The following is a 19,961-nucleotide window of genomic DNA, read 5'->3' as shown; positions in this document are numbered from 1 at the left end:
ATTAGTCTGGGAAAAGAAAGGACGATTGCGACCGGACATTTTCATTACCAGAAATGAAACGTTACGAGGTTCATAGCAGCAGAAAAAAATGCCGCTATTAATCGCTTGCCGGGACTGAAGTTGGAGGAAATATCCCTAAAAGAACTTTAAGCAATGTCGTTTTTCCTGCACCGTTGGGACCGAAAAACGCATCATTCCTTTCCGTCTTGTTCTGTTTATAATATAAACTTACGAGGTTAAAAAGAAGATATAGTCAAGGTTAATTTACGTTTAAATTTCTCAACATAAAAAATACGTGAAGCCTCTAAGGCTTCACGTATTCACTGCTGTTTTGATAAATAATAAAAACCGTTCCGTTTTGATTGCTCTTTATTTTATGTTCAAGCCCCATTTGTTTAAGCATCATATTAATGATCGATAAGCCAATCCCGGCGCCTTTTCTTTCAGATTTATTATTCATTCCCGGGCCCCTATCCTCAATTATGATTACGGGTTTGTTTTCAATTAGCTTTGTCTGTACAGAAACGTATTTTCCTGAACGAGCATGGCGCAAAACATTTTGAAAAATGTTATCAAGAATTCTCTTCATCCAAGTCTCGTCTATTTCCCATACGATGTTTTCCGTCAGATCAATATCTATTGTAAAGTGCTCTTTCTCAAAAATCGGATACCAAGCTGTTAACGAGGAACGTATTATCTTTAATATGTCACAACTCTTTTTATGAAGCGGCAATTTACCTGCGGCAAGAAGAGAAAATGATGACAAATTGTCAATCAGTTCGCCCATAAACGTTATTTTATCGTTTATGATGCCTAAAGAATGCTTTCCATTTTCACTGCTTATTTCATTCTTTAATGTAAATGTATGCCCTCTTATAACCGTAAGAGGGGTCCTTAAATCATGAGATAAATCAGCAATCAAGTTTTTTCGGATTTCGCCTTCTTCGCGCTCTTTTTGTCTGCTGTTCCTTAGTTCCTCAACCATATGGTTGAATGAATATTCCACTTGGCCCAGTTCATCCTTCTGTTTAACTGTTACAAATTCCGGTATGCCGTCATTATCTTGTTTTTTCATATGATTCCCTAAAGAAATTAACCTTTTTTGTATTTTCGCAAAAAACATCCATGAATTAATCACAAAAAGTGAACAGACAAAAATCAAGGCGATAAACCATATATAGGAATACTTAGCCCTCATAACCTCCCATTGAGATCCTATAATTGAGCGCGGAGTTTCTAAAAATGCATATCCGCTGTCTTCACTCCCATTTACATAAGCACTCAGCAATACATATTTCTTTTGATTTTGTTCCATCAATTTTATCAATTCGCTAACGTGAATAACCTCACCCTTTTTGGCCCACCGTTCTGAGTTCGAAAACATCACCTTTCCTTTATCATTTATCCATACAATATCAGAGTGTTTATATTGCTTCATGTGAGGGAAAGCAGACGTAATTTCCCGATTGGATTTCCCTGAAAAATCTTCCACATCAGACTTCCAATCACTTTCCAATTTGTTTGGTTCATAGTGTACTTGCCCCTGGTGATCTAACATGTATGTTAATGTGACATAGTATAAAAAATTCACGCCTAAAAAGGCTATCGGAAAAAACAAAATGGAGGCAACGATATTAATAAGGTATTTTGTTGATAATTTCATTGTTTAATCCTGTATCCAATCCCTCTGATTGTTTCAAGAATTTCCGGCTCATTTGGATTGATCTCGATTTTTTGCCGTAAATGCCGGATATGCACCATCAACGTCTTATCCCCTTCGATATAAGGCTGTTCCCAAATATTTTCATAAATTTGTTCCTTTGTTAATATTTGATTGGGATGTCTAAGCAAAAGCAAAAAAATCCTTAACTGCTTGTCAGTTAAAAATATTTCCTCATGAGTTTGATGATTTAAAATTCTTTTTTCTTTCAAATGAACACTTAAGTGTTTTAGCTTCAATTCATGAATGGCAGTCTTGTCAAATCTTCTTAATAATACTTCGATTCGAGCGGCCAGTTCATCGGGATGAAAGGGCTTTGTGACGTAATCATCCGCAAATCCTAAGCCTTTCAGTTTATCTTCCAGACCCGTTCTGGCTGTTAAAAGCAAGAGCGGGATCTGCGGATGTGTTTTTTTCATTCTTTGACCGATTGTAAATCCATCTAAACCGGGCATCATTATATCAAGCACGATCAAATCTGCCTTTTCTATATATGTTTCGTAATGATAGGAAGAAGTGAGCCATATCATCATATAGCCCCGATCTTCTAAATCATCCTTTACAAATTGACCAATTTCTTGGTCATCTTCAATATATAAAATGTGATTCATGAGAGCCTCCTCTGACATTACGTGATCTGAAAATCAATCTTCCATAATAATTATATATTATGAAAATTTCCTTTATTTAAAGTGTCATTCCATGATTATAACTTAATCAAGTATGCAGTAACATTTTTCTTCTGCCTGCATTTTCGGGACTTCCCATTTTCACAATTCATTCCAAAACAAAAAAGCAACCCTTTCACGGATCGCCTTTTCCCTTATAACGTCACACCGGACTTAAAAATCGATCTGCCGGACTGATAAAGCCCGCAAGAAATTGCCTTCACCGAACTGAAGGAATTTTTCAGGATATTGAATGCAGCTGCCGCAAGCTGTCCGCTTCCTGCTGCATTTATGCACACGTTAACATTTTTCCGTACAAAAAACCCGGATATTCAGACGGGCAGTTTATGTGAGTTTTTTGATTGAATCTCTTATCATCACCTCAGTGTTTTCATATATTTTTTCCGCCGCCGTATTCGGATCAGCGATAAGCGCCAGAATCTTCTCTGCGCCGAGGATACTGATTTTTTCAACCGGGCGTTTTACGGTCGAAAGCCTCGGCGTCATGTACTGTGAAATGCCGATGTCATCAAACCCAATGACGGATATGTCTTCGGGAACGTTCAGACCTTTGGCGAAAATGGCGTTCATCGCTCCGATCGCCATATCATCATTTGAACAAAAAACAGCGGTAGGCGGTGATTGAAGCGCCAAGAGTTTTTCCATCGCCTGACTGCCGCTCTCCATATCGTAGCGGCCTTTTACACTGTATTCTTGCTTAATCGGAATAGAATGATCAATTAAAGATGACAAATAGCCTTCTTTCCGCTGAGAAGTTGACCTGAATCCTTCTTTTCCCTCAATGATCGCGATATCTCTGTGTCCGTTTGCGATCAGACAGTCGACCGCCTGTCTGGAGCCTTCTTTATCGTTTGACAGGATATTCGTGATGCTCCGGTCATCAATGTCCCGGTTCAGCACAACGAGCGGAATGTTTTTCTCACGGATATGATAAATAAAGGAATTATCACTGTCGCTTTGGCTCATTAAGATGATTCCGTCATATCTCATGGGCGTAATGGTTTCAAAGCTTTTCAGGTCGTCAATCGCGCGGACGAACAAATTATATTCCTCGCTGATTGTGCGGTTTACTCCTTTGATGGTATCGGAAAAAAAGCTGTGTGAAGTTCCGTTTGTGACGCTTGTAAAAAACAGTCCGATCGTATGGGACTTTTGCATGGCGAGGCTTTTTGCATTTACATTCGGTGTGTAATTCAGCTGTGAAGCGAGCTCTAATATCTTCTGTTTTGTATGCTCTTTAATGTAGGGGCTGCCGTTCAGTGCCCGGGATACCGTTGTGTGGGATACGTTAGCGAGTTTTGCGATATCTTTTATGGTTACCATCGGTTTTCCTTTCTCCCTGTATACTGTCATTTATTTCTATTGTACCATTAACGGACAGTCCATAAAATCACTAAAGTTAGGTTTTGCATGATGTAAGTCCTGAACGGGCTCGGCATGCTGCCTGTCTGTCAGCTTATCCATCATACCGATAATCAGCATGGCGCACAGCAAAAGGAGCCTATAATCCCGATTAACGTGCCTTTCGTCTGAGATGTATTCGGATTAGCCGGTATTGATCAGCCTGATGCCTGAAAGAAACCCTGATGACGGAAGACAGAAATTCAGCGCATCAGCCGCGGCGCTGACTGTTCACGTTAACATTCAGACATAAAAAAACACTGCCGAGAAAGTCGGCAGTGTCATTTGAAGGATTAGTAAGCCAGGCTGAATAATCCTTTGATATGTGTTAAATAACGTACGTTACTTGCTTCTTTCATTAAAGATGCCGGAAGACCTTTCAGCGGAGTAGAGTTCGCTCCGATGATGGCAACCGCGTCTTTACGTCCGAGACTTGCAAGCGTACCAGAGTTTACAGGCTTGAATGTTTCAAGCGTTTTTCCTTCTAAGTAAGCGAACAGGTTGTAACCGACAAGTTCACCCATCTGCCATGCGATTTGCGCCGTAGGCGGGTATGGACGGCCGTCCGGCGCAAAGTATACTGCGCTGTCTCCGACAACAAATACATCTTCGTGAGAAGTAGATTGTAAGAAATCATTAACAGTCGCGCGGCCGCGGTTCACTTCAAGACCTGATTCGCCGACTAACGGGTTGCCTTGTACGCCGCCTGTCCATACAAATGTGTTGGCAACGACTTTTGAACCGTCTTTCAGATCAATGACGTTTCCTTCCACGTTTGTAACAGGAAGACCTGTTAAGAACTCAACGCCGCGTTTTTCAAGACTTTTTGTCGCGCGTTCGATAAGATCATCAGGAAGAACAGGAAGAATTTTCGGACCTGCTTCAACTAGTTTCAGTTTGATTTCTTTATGGTCTACGCCGTATTTTTTCGTAAGGTTCGGCATGATGTCAGCAAGCTCACCGACAAGCTCAACGCCTGTTAAGCCGCCTCCGCCGATAAGAATCGTTGCATCAGCTTCGTTTTTCGTTTTAGAGTATTCACGCACACGGTCTTCCACGTGTTTGTATACTTTGTTGGCATCCGCAGCGGATTTGAGCACCATGCTGTTTTCTTCGAGTCCAGGAATGCCGAAATAAGCCGTAACTGAACCAAGTCCGACAACAAGCGCGTCATAAGTCAGCTTAGAACCGTCAGAAAGGGCGACTTCTTTTTTATCAACTGAGAAAGAATTGACTTCTGCGATTTTAATGTCAACGTCTTTTCCTTTAAGAAGTTTTTCAAGCGGCATAGCAACAGCCTGTTCAGACACGTTGCCGGCTGCAAGGCGGTGCAGTTCCGTAATAATTTGGTGAGTCGGGTATTTGTTCACAACGGTTACGCGTGCTTCATCTTTACTGTAATGTTTGCGAACGGTTAAAGCAGAAAGAACTCCGCCGTAACCAGCGCCTAAAATGACAATATGTTTTGACATCGTATATCCTCCGTCCTTTATATCAATTTGAATCTGAGATTATTTTTGTTTTTCGTTCATGATTTCAAGATAGCTGTTAGCAAAACGGAACAGCTTTTGCGCTTGAGGATCTTTCAGCATGCGCAGCAGGCCGAAAAGTCCGATCGTGTCATTGCTTGCATCCGCGCGGTCTTTTGCTTCGATCGCAGTAGCCGCAATATCTTTCGCTGTTTCTTTCACAGGCTCAAGAATTTCTGTAAGCGCACCCACTGTATCGCTCTTCAATACTTCGTCTGTCGCTACAGACTGTGCAAAATCATAAGACTTCGTTAAAATATTTACTAACTCAGTCAGTTTTGGTAGCTGATCCACTAAAACAGTCAGTGATTCTTGAACTTCAGGTTTTAACAGCTGATCAATAAGATCGCGTTGGCCTTGGCTGACAGATGCATTTGTTTGATCGATTGTTTCTGGCATATCCGATTCTCCTTTACTATAAGCAGTGTGCTGATTTTTTTGGAAAGGGTAGCCTTTCCCCTTTCATGCAGAAAAGCATGAAAAAGCAAGATTGTGAATCCGTGCACAATCAGTTACAAAAATAAATGTTTACTACCCAGTTTTTCACTTTGCCATATTCAGTATTATTTTTATATCAACAAAAACAATTGAATAAGTCAAAATTTCTTTTTCCTCTCTGAAAATAGCAAACATAAAAAACCCCAATTTGAATTACTCTTATATAATAACACTTTTTGAACAAAATTTGAACGTGAATTGTTTCGTTTATGAAATTATTTATATGGCGGGGGTGTCATAACGTTTCTTTTAGGCTATTTTTTTACAGACCATCCGCTTTTCCCCTGTCATTTCTCCCACATTTTTATAAGCGGGCCCGTTTTTCCCGTAAAGGGATCATATTCCGGGAGCGGGACACGGCTGATTTCTTCTGAAATTCTATCATTTTTCTCCGTTTTTGTATCGTACTGCCGGCCGCCCGGGTAAGCCCCGATCACGGTAAAATCAGAACTGGCCGACAGTTTTTTATGTCCGGTGCCGGCCGGAATGACCGCTGCGTCTCCAGTTTGAAGAACGGCGTCTGCGCCTTGTTCCCCGCCGAACCTCAAAACCGCGTTTCCTTTTACCGCGACGAGAACTTCGTGGGTGGTGCTGTGAAAATGGTGATACGGAAATACTCCGCCCGTCCAGCTGTTCGACCAATCGTGCCGGCGGAGGACGGACTCCGCTTTTTGTACCGTTTCTTCATTAAATACCGCTTTATAAATGACAAGCGGGAGATTCGGATTATTCGGAATGCGGCCGTCATCTTCAAAATAAAGAACTTCAATATCCTCTTTCTGCATTGTGTTCACCTCCGTATATGTCTGTTTCCCATTCATCAGTTGTTAAAACGCTATTTTCACATATTCCATTGCGAAGCCTGCCGGTGAATAGTATAGTATAAAAAAATATGTGTCAAAATGAGGGATTTCATGAAAGCCATCATATTCGGAATATTGGCATCTCTGTTTTTTGCAGTCACATTTATTTTAAACAGGGCGATGGAGCTTTCCGGCGGAAACTGGATGTGGAGCTCTTCACTGCGTTTTCTTTTTATGGTTCCGTTTTTATTTCTGATCGTTTATGCGAAAGGAAAATGGGTGCCGCTCTGGCATGAAATCCGGAAAAAACCGTTTTTTTGGCTGAAGTGGAGCTTTACCGGCTTCGTGCTTTTTTATGCCCCGATTACCTTTGCGGCGGCATACGGGCCGGGCTGGCTGATCGCCGGCACGTGGCAGGTTACAATTGTCGCGGGTGTGCTCCTGTCGCCGTTTTTCTATGAAACAAAAGATTCACCGGCGGGCCCGGTTCCCGTCAGACAAAAGATCCCGCTGATTTCGCTGGTTACTTCCGTCATCATCCTGATCGGAGCAGGCCTGATTCAGCTTCAGCATGCAGGCTCTCTGTCCGGGCGCACGATACTATTCAGTGTTGTGCCGGTCGTCATCGCCGCATTTGCCTATCCGCTCGGCAATCGAAAAATGCTGGAGCAATACGGCGGTAAACTCGACACGTTTCAGCGCGTGCTCGGCATGACGCTCGCAAGCCTTCCGTTTTGGCTTCTGATCGCCGCATTCGGCTGGCACAGAGACGGGCTTCCGTCAATGGGGCAGACATTCCAATCCTTTATCGTCGCGCTCAGTTCGGGCGTTATCGCGACCGTGTTATTTTTCCGCGCCACCGATATGGTGAGGAATGAGCCGCAGAAGCTCGCTGCTGTTGAAGCGACGCAATCCGGAGAGGTTCTGTTTGCGCTGATCGGCGAGATCGTCTTTTTATCCGCAGCGTTTCCGTCACTTCTTTCGTTTGCCGGACTGTTCATTATTATTGCGGGAATGGTCATGCATACATTCGCTTCCCGGCAGGCAGACCCGAAAACGGCGGAACAAACGGCAGCCGATCTCACCGGTTCCTGATTTTTTTACGAAAGGTGTCATCCTGTATGAAAGAAGAAATTCCGGCAATATCTTTTCTGTCGGCCGGCAAACGCTATAAACAAAACAATACGTCCTTTGATGTCCTCAACCAGGTAACCGGACATATCCAAAAAGGCTCTATTACGGCGTTGATAGGGCCGTCCGGCGCGGGGAAAAGCACGCTGCTGTCACTGTGCAATCTGATGAATACACCTGATGAAGGCGAAGTGCTTGTATTCGGAAAAGAAATAAGGTGCTGGGACATCAGAGAGCTCAGGAAAACCGCGGGCCTTGCATTCCAGTCAGCTCCCGTCATCGACGGCACGGTGCGGGACAACCTTCTGCTCGCAGAAAAACTTCACGGCGTGCAGCACTATACGCCTGAAGAGCTCGCAGCCTTCACTGATCTTCCGCACGGGCTTCTGGATCAGAATGCAAAAGAATTATCCGGCGGACAGCGGCAGAAGCTCTCGTTGGCGAGAACCCTCGCCAGCCTGCCGTCTATCCTGCTTCTCGATGAAATTACATCGGCTCTGGACCCCACATCTGTTCTCATCATCGAAAAGCTGATTACAAAGCTCCATCGGCAAAAACAGCTGACGGTCCTGTGGATCACTCATAACCTCGAACAAGCGGAACGGATATCCGATACGGTGTGGTTTATGGCCGAGGGCAGGCTTTTAGAGATCGCGGAAACGAAAACATTCTTTAAAGAACCGAAACACGAAAAGGCCCGGGCGCTTTTACAAGGGAGCGGGTGCTGATATGGATTATCTTTCTCTGTTATTTACAAGTGTATTTGTCATTATCGCTTTATTTCTGTCTAAATCTTTTAAAGCCGGCGTAGAAAAAGATATGATCATCGCAACCGTCAGGGCCGTCATTCAGCTTCTCATCATCGGCTATGTGCTGTCGCTGATTTTCCACGGTGATCACCCGGTGTTTATCCTACTCATGGTGCTTCTTATGCTCACGGCCGCTTCGCATAATGTCGCCAAACGGAAAAAAATGCGGATCGGTTCATTTTGGCGCGTTTTTCAGACACTGGCTATTGTGGAAATCGTGACACAGGGAATTTTACTCGCCCTTCATATCATTCCGTTTACTTCAAGATATGTCATTCCGATAAGCGGCATGGTCATCGGAAATTCCATGGTGCTTTCAAGCCTGTTTTTAAACCGGCTCAGTTCGGAAGCGGATCTGCGGAAGGAAGAAATTCAGCTGATTCTCTCTCTCGGCGGAACGCCTAAGCAGGCAGTCCGCCATATATTGACGTCCAGTATGAAACTCAGTATGATACCGACACTGGAAAGCCAGAAAACATTAGGTCTTGTTCAGCTTCCCGGCATGATGACGGGGCAGATTTTAGCGGGGGCTGATCCGATACAGGCGGTGCGCTTTCAGCTGTTGATCGTTTTTACAACGATGGCCTCCGCTCTTCTTACATGTATCATACTCAGCGCCTTAACGTATCCATCCCTTTTCACGGAACACTGGCAATTAAAAAAATTCAGCAGGGAAGCTTAGGCTTTTCCCTGCTGAATGATTGTTTATGACAAGGTCAGAGATTCATAGTAACGGGATAATTCAATAATCATCGCTCCCATCCGCTCAATGTCCGGAGCAAGGACCCTCTTCACCCCTTCATCCTTGATCGCTTCAGCCGTCACTTTGCCGACTGCGGCGGCAAGAACATGGTTTTCGAATGCTTGCTGCAGTTCTTTTGCGGACCCTGTTTCTTTTGCATAATCAAAGAGAGAACGCACTTGAATGGCTGTCGTAAAACAGACGGCGTCAACCTCGCCGTTTAACAGCTCTCCCAGCAGTTTATCAACCGTCTCCCTTTCAGGCGGAACATGCTGATAAGGCAGAACGGGGAATACCTCCGCTCCGTTTTTCTCGAAAAATTCCGTTAAAACGGGCGCTTTTTCGCCATGAAGCTGTATCATGATTTTTTTGTCTTTAAAGTCAAACCGTTCCAAGGAGCGGATCAGCCCTCTTGTTGTACCGTCTTCATCAGAGGCATGCGGCGTGATGCCGAGCTTTTTTAAGGCCGCATACGTTTTATAGCCTCTGCAGCCGATTTTCGCTTCGTGTACGGTTGCTAGAAATTCTTCTTTCAGACCTATTTTTTCTGATACGGACAATAACGTTTCTGTCCCGATGCCTGTGGTGAATATGACCCAGTCAGCTTTTTGCTCAGCAAATGTTCTTACGTCAGGTTCTATCTGATCCTCCGCCAAGTATACGGTTCCTTGGAGGGAACGGGTGACTGCCGTTCCGCCCTGCTTTTCTATTAATCTTGTGATCTCTTCTGTTTTCCGCGAACCGCCGATGGCAATCCGTTTACCTTTCAATCCTTTTCCCATCGCTGTTTTTTCTTCCCTTCAGATGCCGGGCGCCCCATGGCAGGCCGTCATTTATTTCTATTATTGTTACGCAATCAGCCGGGAAAATCAAGCTATGCTCCGTTGAATCCCCCGTGCAGTTGCTGTATCATTAACCGGGCAGAATGATTTGATTCGCGGAGGGACTTTCAATCATGGAAACAAAAAAAGAGTTCGAAACAAAAGGTTACGATACTTCGGTCATTTATGAGTTCAATGAATATCCTGATGTTCACAGCGGCCGATGTGATAATTGCGACTATACGCTGTTTAAAAGCTCAGTGAAGGGCGGAAAATTTTTGCGGGAATGCCGGAGATGCGGCATGAAGAAAAATATATAACAAAACAGGCAGCTGTCCGGCGCTGCCTGTTTTTTCAATCAATTTTCGACGGACGCCTCTTTCAGAAATTCTTCAATGGCACAAACAGCCTGTTTGGCGCCGCCGGTTTCTTCTATTTTCTGCTGCATGCTTTTCACACGGCTGAGGATGTTTTTATCACCGTAAACTTTCTGAACCTCTTTTTGAAGACGCGCCGCAGTGACTTCCTTCGGCGGCAGATGCACGCCGAGCCCCAATTCATCCACGCGCTTTGCAGTGACCTCTTGTTCGTGCATTTGCGGAACGACAACGAGCGGAACACCCGCATTCATCGCCTCCATTGTACTGTTCATCCCGCCGTGAGATACGAACAGCTTTGCTTTCTCCAGTACATCAAGCTGCGGAACGTGCTGGCGGATGATAAAGTGATCGGGCACATCCGAAAAACTGTCCGGATCAATTGTTGTGCCGACTGACATAATAACCCGCCAGTCTGAGTCCCGAAACGCATCGATACACATTTGGTAAAATTCAGGCCAAGCGTTAAACGCAGTTCCCAGTGAGATGAGCATAAGCGGACGTTCATCAGCCGTATCAATTTCCAAACTTCCCGTATTTGTGCGTTTCCCAAGGGACGGACCGGCAAAACAAAACCGTTCATCAAAGGTTTCCTGTTTCGGCTGAAAGGCTCTTGGCATAAAGACGATATTCAGTTTTTCAGGCATGAAAAACTCTTCCATCGTCATCCGTTTCAGTTGTTCATTTTCAATTTTCTCCTGATATTCTTCTATCGCCTGTTTGGCGGCTTCCATCGTTTCTTCGTCTCTTCCTAATTGAAAATACTCATTCATTGCATAGCTTGGGCAGAACTTTACGGCCGGGATGCCGCCATTATCCGCAAATAACTTTCCGGCAAGCGCTAAAAAATCAAACAGGACGATGTCGGGAAGGTCGTCTTTGTACAGCTCTTCCAGCTGCGGAAGCACTTCAACCGCTTCTTCCAGAAACATCACAAACGCGTCATTTTTATTGACCCGTTCTTTTATTGTCTTCGGATCCGCCTTAATGCTTGTGCGGTATAAAAGAGGAACAGCACCCGTTTTGGCAACGGCAGCCTCGAATTCCTCAGTCGTAGCGAATGTCACTCTGTGCCCGCGATTGACAAGCTCTTCGGCTACGGGCAGCGTGGGATTGACATGGCCGTGAGCACCCACATTAATAATGGCGATGTGTGTTTGTCTCATCTTTGTTCCCCTCCCTTATTTTCGTTTATCTCCGCTTCTAAAGACTCCAGCCCGTACATGACACTGTTTCGGATCGGCTCAATCCGGACGGGCTCCAGGTGTGGAAAGGACTTTACAATTCCTTTCAGTGCGGCTTCCGCTTCAAGTCTGGCAAGCGGAGCTCCTAAGCAGAAGTGTACACCGAACCCGAAGGAGAGGTGCGGATTTGACCGGCGATGAATATCAAATACGTCAGCCTGCTCAAATTTGTTTTCGTCACGGTTGGCAGATGCAATATAGCAAAGAACGATATCCCCGGCTTTCAGACGGCGGCCGCACAATTCAGTATCATGCCGGACCGTCCTTCTGACAAATGGAGCGGGAGCGCGAAAACGCAGTGTTTCCTCCACCGTTTGCGCGATGAGAGAAGGGTCCTGCCTCAATTCTTCATAAAGGCCGGGCGTCTCTAATATACTGTAAACCGCATTTGAAATGAGATTAGTCGTTGTTTCATTTCCCGCTACTAAAAGCAAATTGCAAAACGGAATCAGGTCTTCTGCCGAGAGCTTCTCCCCCTCTTCTTCCTCTTTGATCAAAATAGAAATAATGTCTCGGCCGGGCTGTTTTCGTTTGCTTTCTATTATTTCCGCAAAAAATGCCGCCAGCTCCGCCTCACATTGGTCACGTTCCTGCTGATTTTTCTCCGCCGCTTCAGGACTCGCGTCTTTCGGCATGCTGACGAGAATGTCCGACCATTTTTTAAACTGCTCCATGTATTCGGACGGGACGCCTAACAATTCTGAAATCACCGTGACCGGCAAAGGATAGGAAAGATCTTTCACGATATCAATCCGCCCTTTGTTCTTTGCCTGTTTCAGCAGATTCTCTGTAATGTCTTCAATTCTCGGCTCCCATTCCTTCAGTACGCGCGGAGTGAAAGCGCGATTGACGGCCGATCTGATTTGGGTATGCTTCGGCGGGTCCATATTCAGCATGGACTTTGCAATCGAGCTTTTCACGTCTGGCATAAGGCTTGAGAAAGTCTCTTTATCACTGATGACCCTTTTGACATCATCATATAAAAATACACTCCATACCTTAGTTTCTTCATCAAATTGAATGGGGCTTTCCCGTCTCATTTTTTCGTACCAAGGAAAAGGGTTGTATACGTCCAGGCCGTTTTTTCCTTTCATCAGGGTTCTTTGGATGGCTTGTCTCGGGCTCCTCAGCTTACTCATGTTTTATCACTCCTGATTGTTTCATATTTGAACAGTTGACCTACTTTGAATTTTATCCTAGCACATATTTTCAATTTTTTTCTATTCATAACCTTAACTATTAACATAACACAACAAAAGTCATGAATCCGGAGGTGAAATTTTTCCCAAGAAAACAGCGTGAACGCACAAAAAACCCGAGCCGCAAGAGAGGCTCGGGGGATTGATGTTCACTCATTCGGCTGTGGTTCCTGATGGTGCTTTTGGTCTTCAGGGGGCCGTGTATTTCTCTCCATATCGCTTGTATCAGCACCCATGCCTTTCAGGAAAGAAAACAGCAGCGTGACGGCCTTGTTGATTTCCGGGTCTTTTAAAGCGCGGACGATATCAAAATAACCCGTCTTTTTGCTGCTGTCCTTCTCCTCAACAGCCTTTGTGACACCCGCGTTGATTTTGACGATAAACGGCTCAAGCTGTTTTACATCAAGCATGCCGAGGACGCCAGTTAACAGCAGGAGATTTTTCAGCATATTGGCCGTTTCCGGCGTATTCGCCTTTTTCACGAGGATATCCATCACTTTGTCGCCCTGGCCGAAAAGTCCGCGCAAAAGCGCCAAAACGCCGCGCTCATTCATGTGCTGAAGAATGTGCAAAGACTCCAAAATCGCGTCTTTATTTTGCAGAAGAGCCGTCTCAATCTCTTCTAAATCCTTTCTTCGTTTGTCTTCTTCCGTGACGGTCTGTTTTCGGATAGTGCGGGTTGCTTTAGCCATTTTGCTGTTTCCCCCTTTTTACCGCGTCTCCCGGAAATACATAATCTTTTCGCTCCCATTTCCGCTCAACCTGGACACCGATCTGCGGCTGCGGGTTTCCGTAACGGAAATTGATTTTCGGAAGCGGATTAATGCCTTCTTTTTTCAAAACCTCCATCTTCGCAGAGGTTTCTTTATAGGCTGGTGTATCCGTATCCTTATCCGCATAGCTGCTTGTTAAAAGGTTAATGGCGGCATCTTTTGAATCGTTCATCGGCAGATAAACCTGTTTCCCTTTTACCCGGTCTGTAATGACGCATTTGACTTTCACATTTCCGTACGGTGATGTCAGGCGGACAAGCGTCCCGTCTTCAAGCCCTCTTTCTTCAGCGAGTTCGGGTGAGACCTCCAGAAACACACTCGGTGTTTTTTCGGAAATTCCTTTTGACCGGTAAGTCAGGTTTCCTTCGTGAAAATGCTCAAGCAGCCGCCCGTTATTCACATGGAGATCATACTCTTCATCAGATTCTTTCGGCTCGGTCCACTGAACGGGATAAAGAACCGCTTTGCCGTCTGAAAACGGGAACTTCTCTGTAAATAAAAGCGGTGAATCGGTTCCGTCCGCTGCAACGGGCCATTGCAGTGAATTGTAGCCTTCGAGACGTTCGTAAGTGACGCCTGCGTAAAGCGGTGAAAGCATCGCCGCTTCTTCCATAATGTCTGCCGGATGTTCATAGCGCCAATCAGCGCCCAGCCGGTTGGCGATGTCTGTAATGATCTGCCAGTCAGGCTTTGAATCGCCCAGCGGTTCAAACACTTGGTAAAGGCGCTGCACCCTCCGTTCCGTATTCGTAAACGTGCCTTCTTTTTCAAGGCTCGGGCTTGCCGGGAGCACCACATCGGCGAACTCGGCCGTCCGCGAGAGAAAAATATCCTGCACAACGAAGAAATCAAGCTTTTCAAAGGCGGCATGAACATGGTTGATGTTGGAGTCGACAAGCCCCATTTCTTCTCCTTTTAAGTACATGGACTTCAGTTTTCCCGAGTGGATGCCTTCGATCATTTCATGATTTGTCATTCCGATTTCTTTCGGCAGGTCTGCTCCCCAGCCCTGTTCATACTTTTTGCGGGCTTTTTCATCCGTTACTTTTTCATAACCGGGGAAGCTGTCAGGCATGCTGCCGAAATCACTGGCACCTTGCACGTTATTATGGCCCCGAAGCGGATATGAGCCTGCCCCGGGCTTGCCGTAATTTCCGGTCACAAGCAGCAGGTTGGAAATGGCCGTGCTCGTATCACTTCCTCCCATATGCTGGGTAACCCCCATTGCCCACAGCGCGCACACGCTGCCGGCTTCATGAATCATCCGCGCTACTTTGATTAAGGTCTCCTTGTCCACACCGGTATGTTTTTCCGCATATTCCATCGTGTAAGGTTCAAGGCTTTTCACGAATTCATCTAATCCGTTCACTCTTTCATTCAGAAATGCAGTATCCGCCAAATCGTGATCAAGCAGATACTTCGATACGGCATTCAGCCAGACAATATCCGATCCGGCACGCGGCTGGAAAAACACGTCGGAGCGCTCGGCCATTTCATGTTTTCTCAAGTCCGCCACGACGAGCTTCTGTCCGTGCAGCTTATGGGAACGTTTAATGCGTGTAGACAGAACGGGGTGAGACTCAGACGTATTTGAGCCGATAATCAGTACGAGCTCAGCTTTTTCTATATCTGTAATCGATCCTGAATCGCCGCCGTATCCGACCGTTCTGAACAAACCGGCCGTAGCTGGAGACTGGCAGTAGCGTGAGCAGTTGTCGACATTATTTGTGCCGATCACGGCTCTGGCAAGCTTTTGCATCACGTATGATTCTTCATTTGTGCACTTGGAAGATGTGATAAAAGCAAGCGCGTCCGGGCCGAAATGTTCTTTTATATCGGTAAATTTATCAGCGATCAGCTGCAGCGCTTCATCCCATTCCGCCTCCCGAAACGAGTCTCCTTCCCGTATAAGCGGTTTGGTAAGGCGCTTTTCACTATTGACGAAATCCCAGCCGAATTTCCCTTTTACACATGTCGAAATTCCGTTTGCGGGCGCCTCGGCCTGAGGTTCTACCTTTAAAATGTCTCTTCCTTTCGTCCATATATCAAAACTGCAGCCGACACCGCAGTATGTGCATACGGTTTTCGTCTTTTTGATTCTTTCATCACGCATGGCCGATTCCATGTCCGATATGGCTAAAATCGAGCCGTAGCCGGTTTCGACGCCTTTTGTGATGTCAATCATCGGCCGAAGCGTCTCTTCATTGATGCCTGTTAAATAGCCAGCTTCGCCTTCCATGCCTTTTTCCATCATGGCATTGCACGGACATACGGTTGAACAATGTCCGCAGGAAACACATGATGATTCATTGATCGGTACATCCTGATCCCAAATGACCCGCGGGCGTTTGCGCTCCCAATCGATGCTTAAAGTCTCGGTTACCTGTACGTCCTGACAGGCTTCGACGCAGCGTCCGCATAAGATGCACTGATCGGGATCATACCGGTAAAACGGATTTGATTCATCTTTAGGATACGGTTTTTGATCAAAAGGAATGCTTTGATGATTGATTTTCATTTCCTTTACGGTATTATGTACTTCGCAGCTCCCATTGTTGTAATCACAAACCGTGCAGTATAATTCATGGTTGTGCAGAATGTTGTCCATGCCGATAATCTGCGCTTTTTTCACATCGGACGAAAGCGTATCGATCACATCTCCGTCCGTTATTTGCGCGGAACATGAACGGACGAGTTCCCCGTTAACACTGACGATACAAGTATCGCACGTTTCAATCGGACCGAGACTCGGATGATAGCACACGTGCGGAACGTCAATCGAACTATTGTTCAAAAGCTGCAAAACGGTTTGTCCGTCTGCCGCTTCCATTTCAACGCCATTGATTGTAACCTTCTTTGTATCAGCCATTTTCTTTTCCCCTTTCTGTTCCCCTCTATACATCCTTTATGATTCCCAGCCGGCCTTTCACTAAAACATCCCGTTTAACTGAGGAAACATGCGGGTATGAGCGGTAAAAAGGAGGCTTCACATATGCTGAAGAAAAAAACACTCATCACGGGATTGTCGGCCGTGATGCTCACAGGAGGCGCATTCAGCGCAGAAGCAGTTTCGGATACACAGTCCGTTCATGCCGAAGCCGCTTCAAAAACGGAAGATCAACGTGCACAAGAACTGGTGAACACCCTTTATCAATCAGCGTTTCAAGGGGAAATGCCGCAAAATGTGAAAGGCCTGAAAATCAACCAAAGCACAAGACAGGATGTTTACGATAAAATCGGCGAGCCGGAACAGAAAGCGGACAGCCGCAATCCATTTGATTTATACAGCTGGAACATGGGAAACCCCGGTTATGGATTTTCCTATCATAAAAACGGCAAAATCTCAGAAATCCGCTATTTCGGGACAGGGGTGGAGCGGCGTTTAAACCTCGGCAGCGTCACACCTGACGTTTTAAGCAAACAAATCGGCAGCGCTGACAAAATCCTGACAGTGCCGAAAACGGGCGAAACAGATTACGTCTACCATACGGGACAGTATGAGCTCCGCTTCGTCATCGGCAGTGATCAAAAAGCAGACCATGTCAACCTAAAAGAAAGATAATCCGAAAAAGCGGCCTCCCGGGCCGTTTTTTTCATAGACAGCTTCTCCGTCATTCCTTACAATACATGGGAGTACAAAAAAAGGGGAACAGTGTGAAGTGAACAGACATCGATTGACATACGGGGCATTGACCGTTTTTATCATCGCCCTCGGTTTACTATCCAGAACCGCCTGCATTACCAACCTATTGCCCGGCATGATAAATGATTATTTAGGGGATGCCCTGTGGGCGGCAATGATTTTCACCGGATTCGGGTTTTTGTTTTGTAACATCCGGACAGAAACAGCCGCTATCCTGAGCCTCTCGTTTTGCTGTCTGATTGAATGCAGCCAGCTGTATCATGCGCCGTGGATTGACGAGATCAGAAGCAGCACGCTCGGCGGGCTGATCCTCGGCTGGCAATTTGTCTGGAGCGACATTTTCGCCTATACCCTCGGAGTATGCGCGGCCGCGCTTTTAGAATGGGCCGTCAAAAGAAAACGCCGGCTCTCTTCATAATCGGAGCACGCCGCCGATATGAAGGGATAAGGAGGTGGAAGCTATGGATATCCCTGCGTTATCAATCGCTATGCACCAGGCATCTCTGGCGCAGAATGTAAATATCGCCTTAACAAAAACGGTCATGCAGAATGCCCAGGCCGCTGCGGAAGAAACCGTAAAAATGCTGCCGGCCCAGCACCCGACTGCCGGCCATTCCATTGATGTGAAAGTGTAAAAAAAAGATGCCGGATGATAACCGGCATCTTTTTTTCTGCCCGGAGTACGCACACCATACCGGGCATGCAGGAATATGGTAAACGGAATAATGTACGATCCTTTTTATTATGAATACACAGCCGAGAGCCATGAACGGGTGCCGTATATCCCGTTCTATCCTTGGTATTAATATTTGAAAAGAAATGACCGCAGAAAGAGGAGCTTCCCCTTTTCGCTATTCAACTTTGACGGACAAGATATACGGGAGGGATTGAACTTTATCCATCACCGCGGCTTTTCCGCTTTTGCTTTTCACCCTTCCCTTCACTTCAAGCACCGCCTTATTCAATTCATAGGACGTGATGAGAATTCCCTTTGCTTCAAGCGAAGTTAAAATTTCATGCATAACGGCTTTCTCCTCAATCTGGAAACTGGCAGACAGAGAATGCGCCGCCGGTTTAAACAGAAAATTTAAAAGTTCAAGCCCGATTAACGCCAATATCGTGCCGCTGATCCCGATGACATACATCCCCGCCCCGATCGTCAGCCCGATCCCGGACGTGGCCCAAATCCCCGCGGCTGTCGTAAGCCCCCGCACGACATGCCGCTGCAAAATAATCGTGCCGGCCCCTAAAAATCCGACGCCGCTGACGACCTGCGCCGCCACCCGGCTCGGGTCAAAGGACGTATGGCTGTTGGATAACAAATCAAAAAAACCATATTTGGAAACAATCATCATCAAGGCGCTGCCGACGGCCACTAGAAAATGCGTCCTCAAACCGGCCTCCTTCGCCCTGAATTCTCTCTCCAATCCAATCAGGGCCCCAAGCAGCCCCGCAACCGCCAGACGAATCACAAAATCAAGTTCCATCCGTCTCTCTCCTTTCCTTATCTTCTTACCCGCTTTTTATTCCGTGTATCTTTTTCAATCAGCACATGGTATTTTAATATATTCTTTGGTTCTTCAACTTATTGTCAGTGCCTTTTTATTATGCTAAAAAGCTTCTTTCTCTATTTTGGCTTTGAAGTCAGCGGCTGCTTTCGCTTCCATCTTCCAAAACAAAACGCAGTTCCATCACTCATGTTTAAAAACTTCTTTCAATCCGTTAATTTATATCGTATTATAAGATATAATCTCAATAAACGACAAGGATTGATGACGATGGCAAACGAAATGCAGGAATTAAATGGCCTCTGGACCGATATTTACTATCGGCTCCGTTATCAGCATCATGAAAAAATCACTCACCAAGGTGTGCGAATTCTGCAAGTCATTCAAAAAGAGCAGGCAGTCGGAATAAAAGACATTGCCGAAGCAATTCAAGTATCACATAATACCGCTTCAGAACATATAAAACGTTTACTCAAGAAAAAGTACGTTTATAAAATCAGAAGTGTTGAGGATGAGCGGAAGGTTATTTTAAAACTTACCAATTTGGGGGCGGATGTCCTTTACCGTCATTCCGGCCTCGATGAAGAAAAGCTTAAACAGCTTCTTTTTGACAACATGAATAATGAAGAAAGAACACTTGTCTTAAAAGCATTCAGTTTGATGAAGGAGCGGGCTGAAGATGTTTACGATCGTTAAAATTATTGTCTCCGCTGCTATTATTGGGATTATCACTGAAATATCAAGAAGAAGCCCGAGTTATGGAGGTATAATAGCCGCTTTGCCAATTGTCAGTATGCTGAGCATGGTTTGGCTGTACATCCAAGGAGAAACGAAGGAGACATTAAGTCATTTTGCCTTCAGTGTGGCTTCCGGCATCCCCTCCACAGTCGTTATGCTGGTCATTATCGGCATCGCCCTTCACCATTCACTGCCTTTCATTGCCGCATCAGGGCTTGGACTAACAGGATGGCTGCTATTCTTATATGCTCAGGATGTTATCGTAAAACATATCAGCAGTCAGTCATAAGACTTCAATACATGCGAGCGCTTAATTGAACATGTGCGAAAAAAAGA

At 45.5% G+C, this 19,961-nt stretch carries 20 protein-coding genes and 3 pseudogenes; 9 read left to right on the top strand and 14 right to left on the bottom strand.

All coding sequences use genetic code 11. From position 1 onward, the window contains the following. Positions 1 to 115: 115 nt before the first annotated feature. The 8 genes and pseudogenes from ABDB98_RS06405 to ABDB98_RS06370 form a co-directional block, all read right to left on the bottom strand. Positions 116 to 181 (bottom strand): annotated as a pseudogene (locus tag ABDB98_RS06405) (ATP-binding cassette domain-containing protein); the annotation flags it as partial. Between the two features lie 123 nt (positions 182 to 304). Next, positions 305 to 1,663, bottom strand: a complete 1,359-nt coding sequence (locus ABDB98_RS06400; RefSeq protein WP_438421684.1) for a sensor histidine kinase — start codon at positions 1,661 to 1,663, stop codon at positions 305 to 307. Further along, on the bottom strand, positions 1,660 to 2,331 hold the full coding sequence (locus ABDB98_RS06395; RefSeq protein ID WP_269775596.1) for a response regulator transcription factor: 672 nt from the start codon (positions 2,329 to 2,331) through the stop codon (positions 1,660 to 1,662). The genes ABDB98_RS06400 and ABDB98_RS06395 overlap by 4 nt, the downstream gene beginning before the upstream one ends. A 402-nt stretch (positions 2,332 to 2,733) precedes the next feature. Further along, a complete protein-coding gene (locus ABDB98_RS06390; protein WP_438421683.1) occupies positions 2,734 to 3,732 on the bottom strand; it encodes a LacI family DNA-binding transcriptional regulator in 999 nt (332 codons plus the stop codon). 36 nt (positions 3,733 to 3,768) lie between these two features. Then, positions 3,769 to 3,996 (bottom strand): annotated as a pseudogene (locus ABDB98_RS06385) (hypothetical protein); the annotation flags it as partial. A gap of 107 nt (positions 3,997 to 4,103) precedes the next feature. Then, positions 4,104 to 5,282, bottom strand: a complete 1,179-nt coding sequence (locus ABDB98_RS06380; protein ID WP_016936473.1) for an NAD(P)/FAD-dependent oxidoreductase — start codon at positions 5,280 to 5,282, stop codon at positions 4,104 to 4,106. A 39-nt stretch (positions 5,283 to 5,321) separates the two neighbouring features. Next, positions 5,322 to 5,738 carry a DUF1641 domain-containing protein gene (locus ABDB98_RS06375; protein WP_016936474.1) on the bottom strand — a complete coding sequence of 139 codons (417 nt, stop codon included), beginning with the start codon at positions 5,736 to 5,738 and terminating at the stop codon, positions 5,322 to 5,324. 386 nt (positions 5,739 to 6,124) lie between these two features. Next, the gene (locus tag ABDB98_RS06370; protein WP_438421682.1) at positions 6,125 to 6,622 is read right to left on the bottom strand and encodes a cupin domain-containing protein; all 498 of its coding nucleotides are present in this window, start codon (positions 6,620 to 6,622) and stop codon (positions 6,125 to 6,127) included. A gap of 129 nt (positions 6,623 to 6,751) precedes the next feature. Here ABDB98_RS06370 and ABDB98_RS06365 point away from each other — a divergent pair, with 129 nt between their 5' ends. Genes ABDB98_RS06365 through ABDB98_RS06355 form a run of 3 tightly spaced genes read left to right on the top strand, consistent with a single transcriptional unit; the run spans position 6,752 to position 9,262 of the window. Next, positions 6,752 to 7,735 carry a DMT family transporter gene (locus ABDB98_RS06365; protein ID WP_016936477.1) on the top strand — a complete coding sequence of 328 codons (984 nt, stop codon included), beginning with the start codon at positions 6,752 to 6,754 and terminating at the stop codon, positions 7,733 to 7,735. Positions 7,736 to 7,761: 26 nt separating this feature from the next. After that, positions 7,762 to 8,499 carry an ABC transporter ATP-binding protein gene (locus ABDB98_RS06360; protein ID WP_438421681.1) on the top strand — a complete coding sequence of 246 codons (738 nt, stop codon included), beginning with the start codon at positions 7,762 to 7,764 and terminating at the stop codon, positions 8,497 to 8,499. Between the two features lies 1 nt (position 8,500). After that, positions 8,501 to 9,262 carry an ABC transporter permease gene (locus tag ABDB98_RS06355; protein ID WP_438421680.1) on the top strand — a complete coding sequence of 254 codons (762 nt, stop codon included), beginning with the start codon at positions 8,501 to 8,503 and terminating at the stop codon, positions 9,260 to 9,262. A gap of 23 nt (positions 9,263 to 9,285) precedes the next feature. Here ABDB98_RS06355 and ABDB98_RS06350 read toward each other — a convergent pair whose 3' ends face one another. Next, on the bottom strand, positions 9,286 to 10,104 hold the full coding sequence (locus ABDB98_RS06350) for a uroporphyrinogen-III synthase (RefSeq protein WP_438421679.1): 819 nt from the start codon (positions 10,102 to 10,104) through the stop codon (positions 9,286 to 9,288). 173 nt (positions 10,105 to 10,277) lie between these two features. On the opposite strand from ABDB98_RS06350, the gene ABDB98_RS06345 reads away from it, so the two are divergent. Continuing rightward, complete coding sequence (locus ABDB98_RS06345) at positions 10,278 to 10,463, top strand: hypothetical protein (RefSeq protein WP_003154919.1); 186 nt, start codon at positions 10,278 to 10,280, stop codon at positions 10,461 to 10,463. 38 nt (positions 10,464 to 10,501) lie between these two features. Here the strand turns inward: ABDB98_RS06345 and ABDB98_RS06340 are convergent, their stop codons facing one another. From ABDB98_RS06340 to fdhF, 4 genes are all read right to left on the bottom strand, one after another. Next, complete coding sequence (locus ABDB98_RS06340; RefSeq protein ID WP_438421678.1) at positions 10,502 to 11,686, bottom strand: macrolide family glycosyltransferase; 1,185 nt, start codon at positions 11,684 to 11,686, stop codon at positions 10,502 to 10,504. Beyond that, on the bottom strand, positions 11,683 to 12,903 hold the full coding sequence (locus ABDB98_RS06335; protein WP_438421677.1) for a cytochrome P450: 1,221 nt from the start codon (positions 12,901 to 12,903) through the stop codon (positions 11,683 to 11,685). Before ABDB98_RS06335 ends, ABDB98_RS06340 begins: the two co-directional genes overlap by 4 nt. 209 nt (positions 12,904 to 13,112) lie before the next feature. Further along, positions 13,113 to 13,655, bottom strand: a complete 543-nt coding sequence (locus ABDB98_RS06330) for a DUF1641 domain-containing protein (RefSeq protein WP_438421676.1) — start codon at positions 13,653 to 13,655, stop codon at positions 13,113 to 13,115. Further along, a complete protein-coding gene (fdhF, locus tag ABDB98_RS06325) occupies positions 13,648 to 16,605 on the bottom strand; it encodes a formate dehydrogenase subunit alpha (protein WP_438421674.1) in 2,958 nt (985 codons plus the stop codon). The genes ABDB98_RS06330 and fdhF overlap by 8 nt, the downstream gene beginning before the upstream one ends. A gap of 123 nt (positions 16,606 to 16,728) precedes the next feature. Here fdhF and ABDB98_RS06320 point away from each other — a divergent pair, with 123 nt between their 5' ends. From ABDB98_RS06320 to ABDB98_RS06310, 3 genes are all read left to right on the top strand, one after another. Next, the gene (locus ABDB98_RS06320; protein ID WP_438421672.1) at positions 16,729 to 17,298 is read left to right on the top strand and encodes a YjgB family protein; all 570 of its coding nucleotides are present in this window, start codon (positions 16,729 to 16,731) and stop codon (positions 17,296 to 17,298) included. A gap of 97 nt (positions 17,299 to 17,395) precedes the next feature. Further along, on the top strand, positions 17,396 to 17,797 hold the full coding sequence (locus tag ABDB98_RS06315; RefSeq protein ID WP_438421670.1) for a DUF2809 domain-containing protein: 402 nt from the start codon (positions 17,396 to 17,398) through the stop codon (positions 17,795 to 17,797). A gap of 43 nt (positions 17,798 to 17,840) precedes the next feature. Further along, on the top strand, positions 17,841 to 18,014 hold the full coding sequence (locus ABDB98_RS06310; protein ID WP_076983035.1) for a YjfB family protein: 174 nt from the start codon (positions 17,841 to 17,843) through the stop codon (positions 18,012 to 18,014). A gap of 455 nt (positions 18,015 to 18,469) precedes the next feature. Here ABDB98_RS06310 and ABDB98_RS06305 read toward each other — a convergent pair. After that, a pseudogene (locus ABDB98_RS06305) lies at positions 18,470 to 18,866 on the bottom strand (MgtC/SapB family protein); the annotation flags it as partial. Between the two features lie 291 nt (positions 18,867 to 19,157). On the opposite strand from ABDB98_RS06305, the gene ABDB98_RS06300 reads away from it, so the two are divergent. Both ABDB98_RS06300 and ABDB98_RS06295 read left to right on the top strand, forming a co-directional pair. Further along, positions 19,158 to 19,583 carry a MarR family winged helix-turn-helix transcriptional regulator gene (locus ABDB98_RS06300; protein ID WP_438421669.1) on the top strand — a complete coding sequence of 142 codons (426 nt, stop codon included), beginning with the start codon at positions 19,158 to 19,160 and terminating at the stop codon, positions 19,581 to 19,583. Continuing rightward, positions 19,567 to 19,914 carry a DUF3147 family protein gene (locus ABDB98_RS06295; RefSeq protein ID WP_438421668.1) on the top strand — a complete coding sequence of 116 codons (348 nt, stop codon included), beginning with the start codon at positions 19,567 to 19,569 and terminating at the stop codon, positions 19,912 to 19,914. Before ABDB98_RS06300 ends, ABDB98_RS06295 begins: the two co-directional genes overlap by 17 nt. Positions 19,915 to 19,961 lie beyond the last annotated feature (47 nt).

The organism is Bacillus siamensis (genome assembly GCF_051628075.1).
Classification (GTDB): Bacteria; Bacillota; Bacilli; order Bacillales; family Bacillaceae; genus Bacillus; species Bacillus siamensis.
Note: the sequence above shows the minus strand (reverse complement) of the source record. Positions and strands in the feature narration are given on the sequence as shown.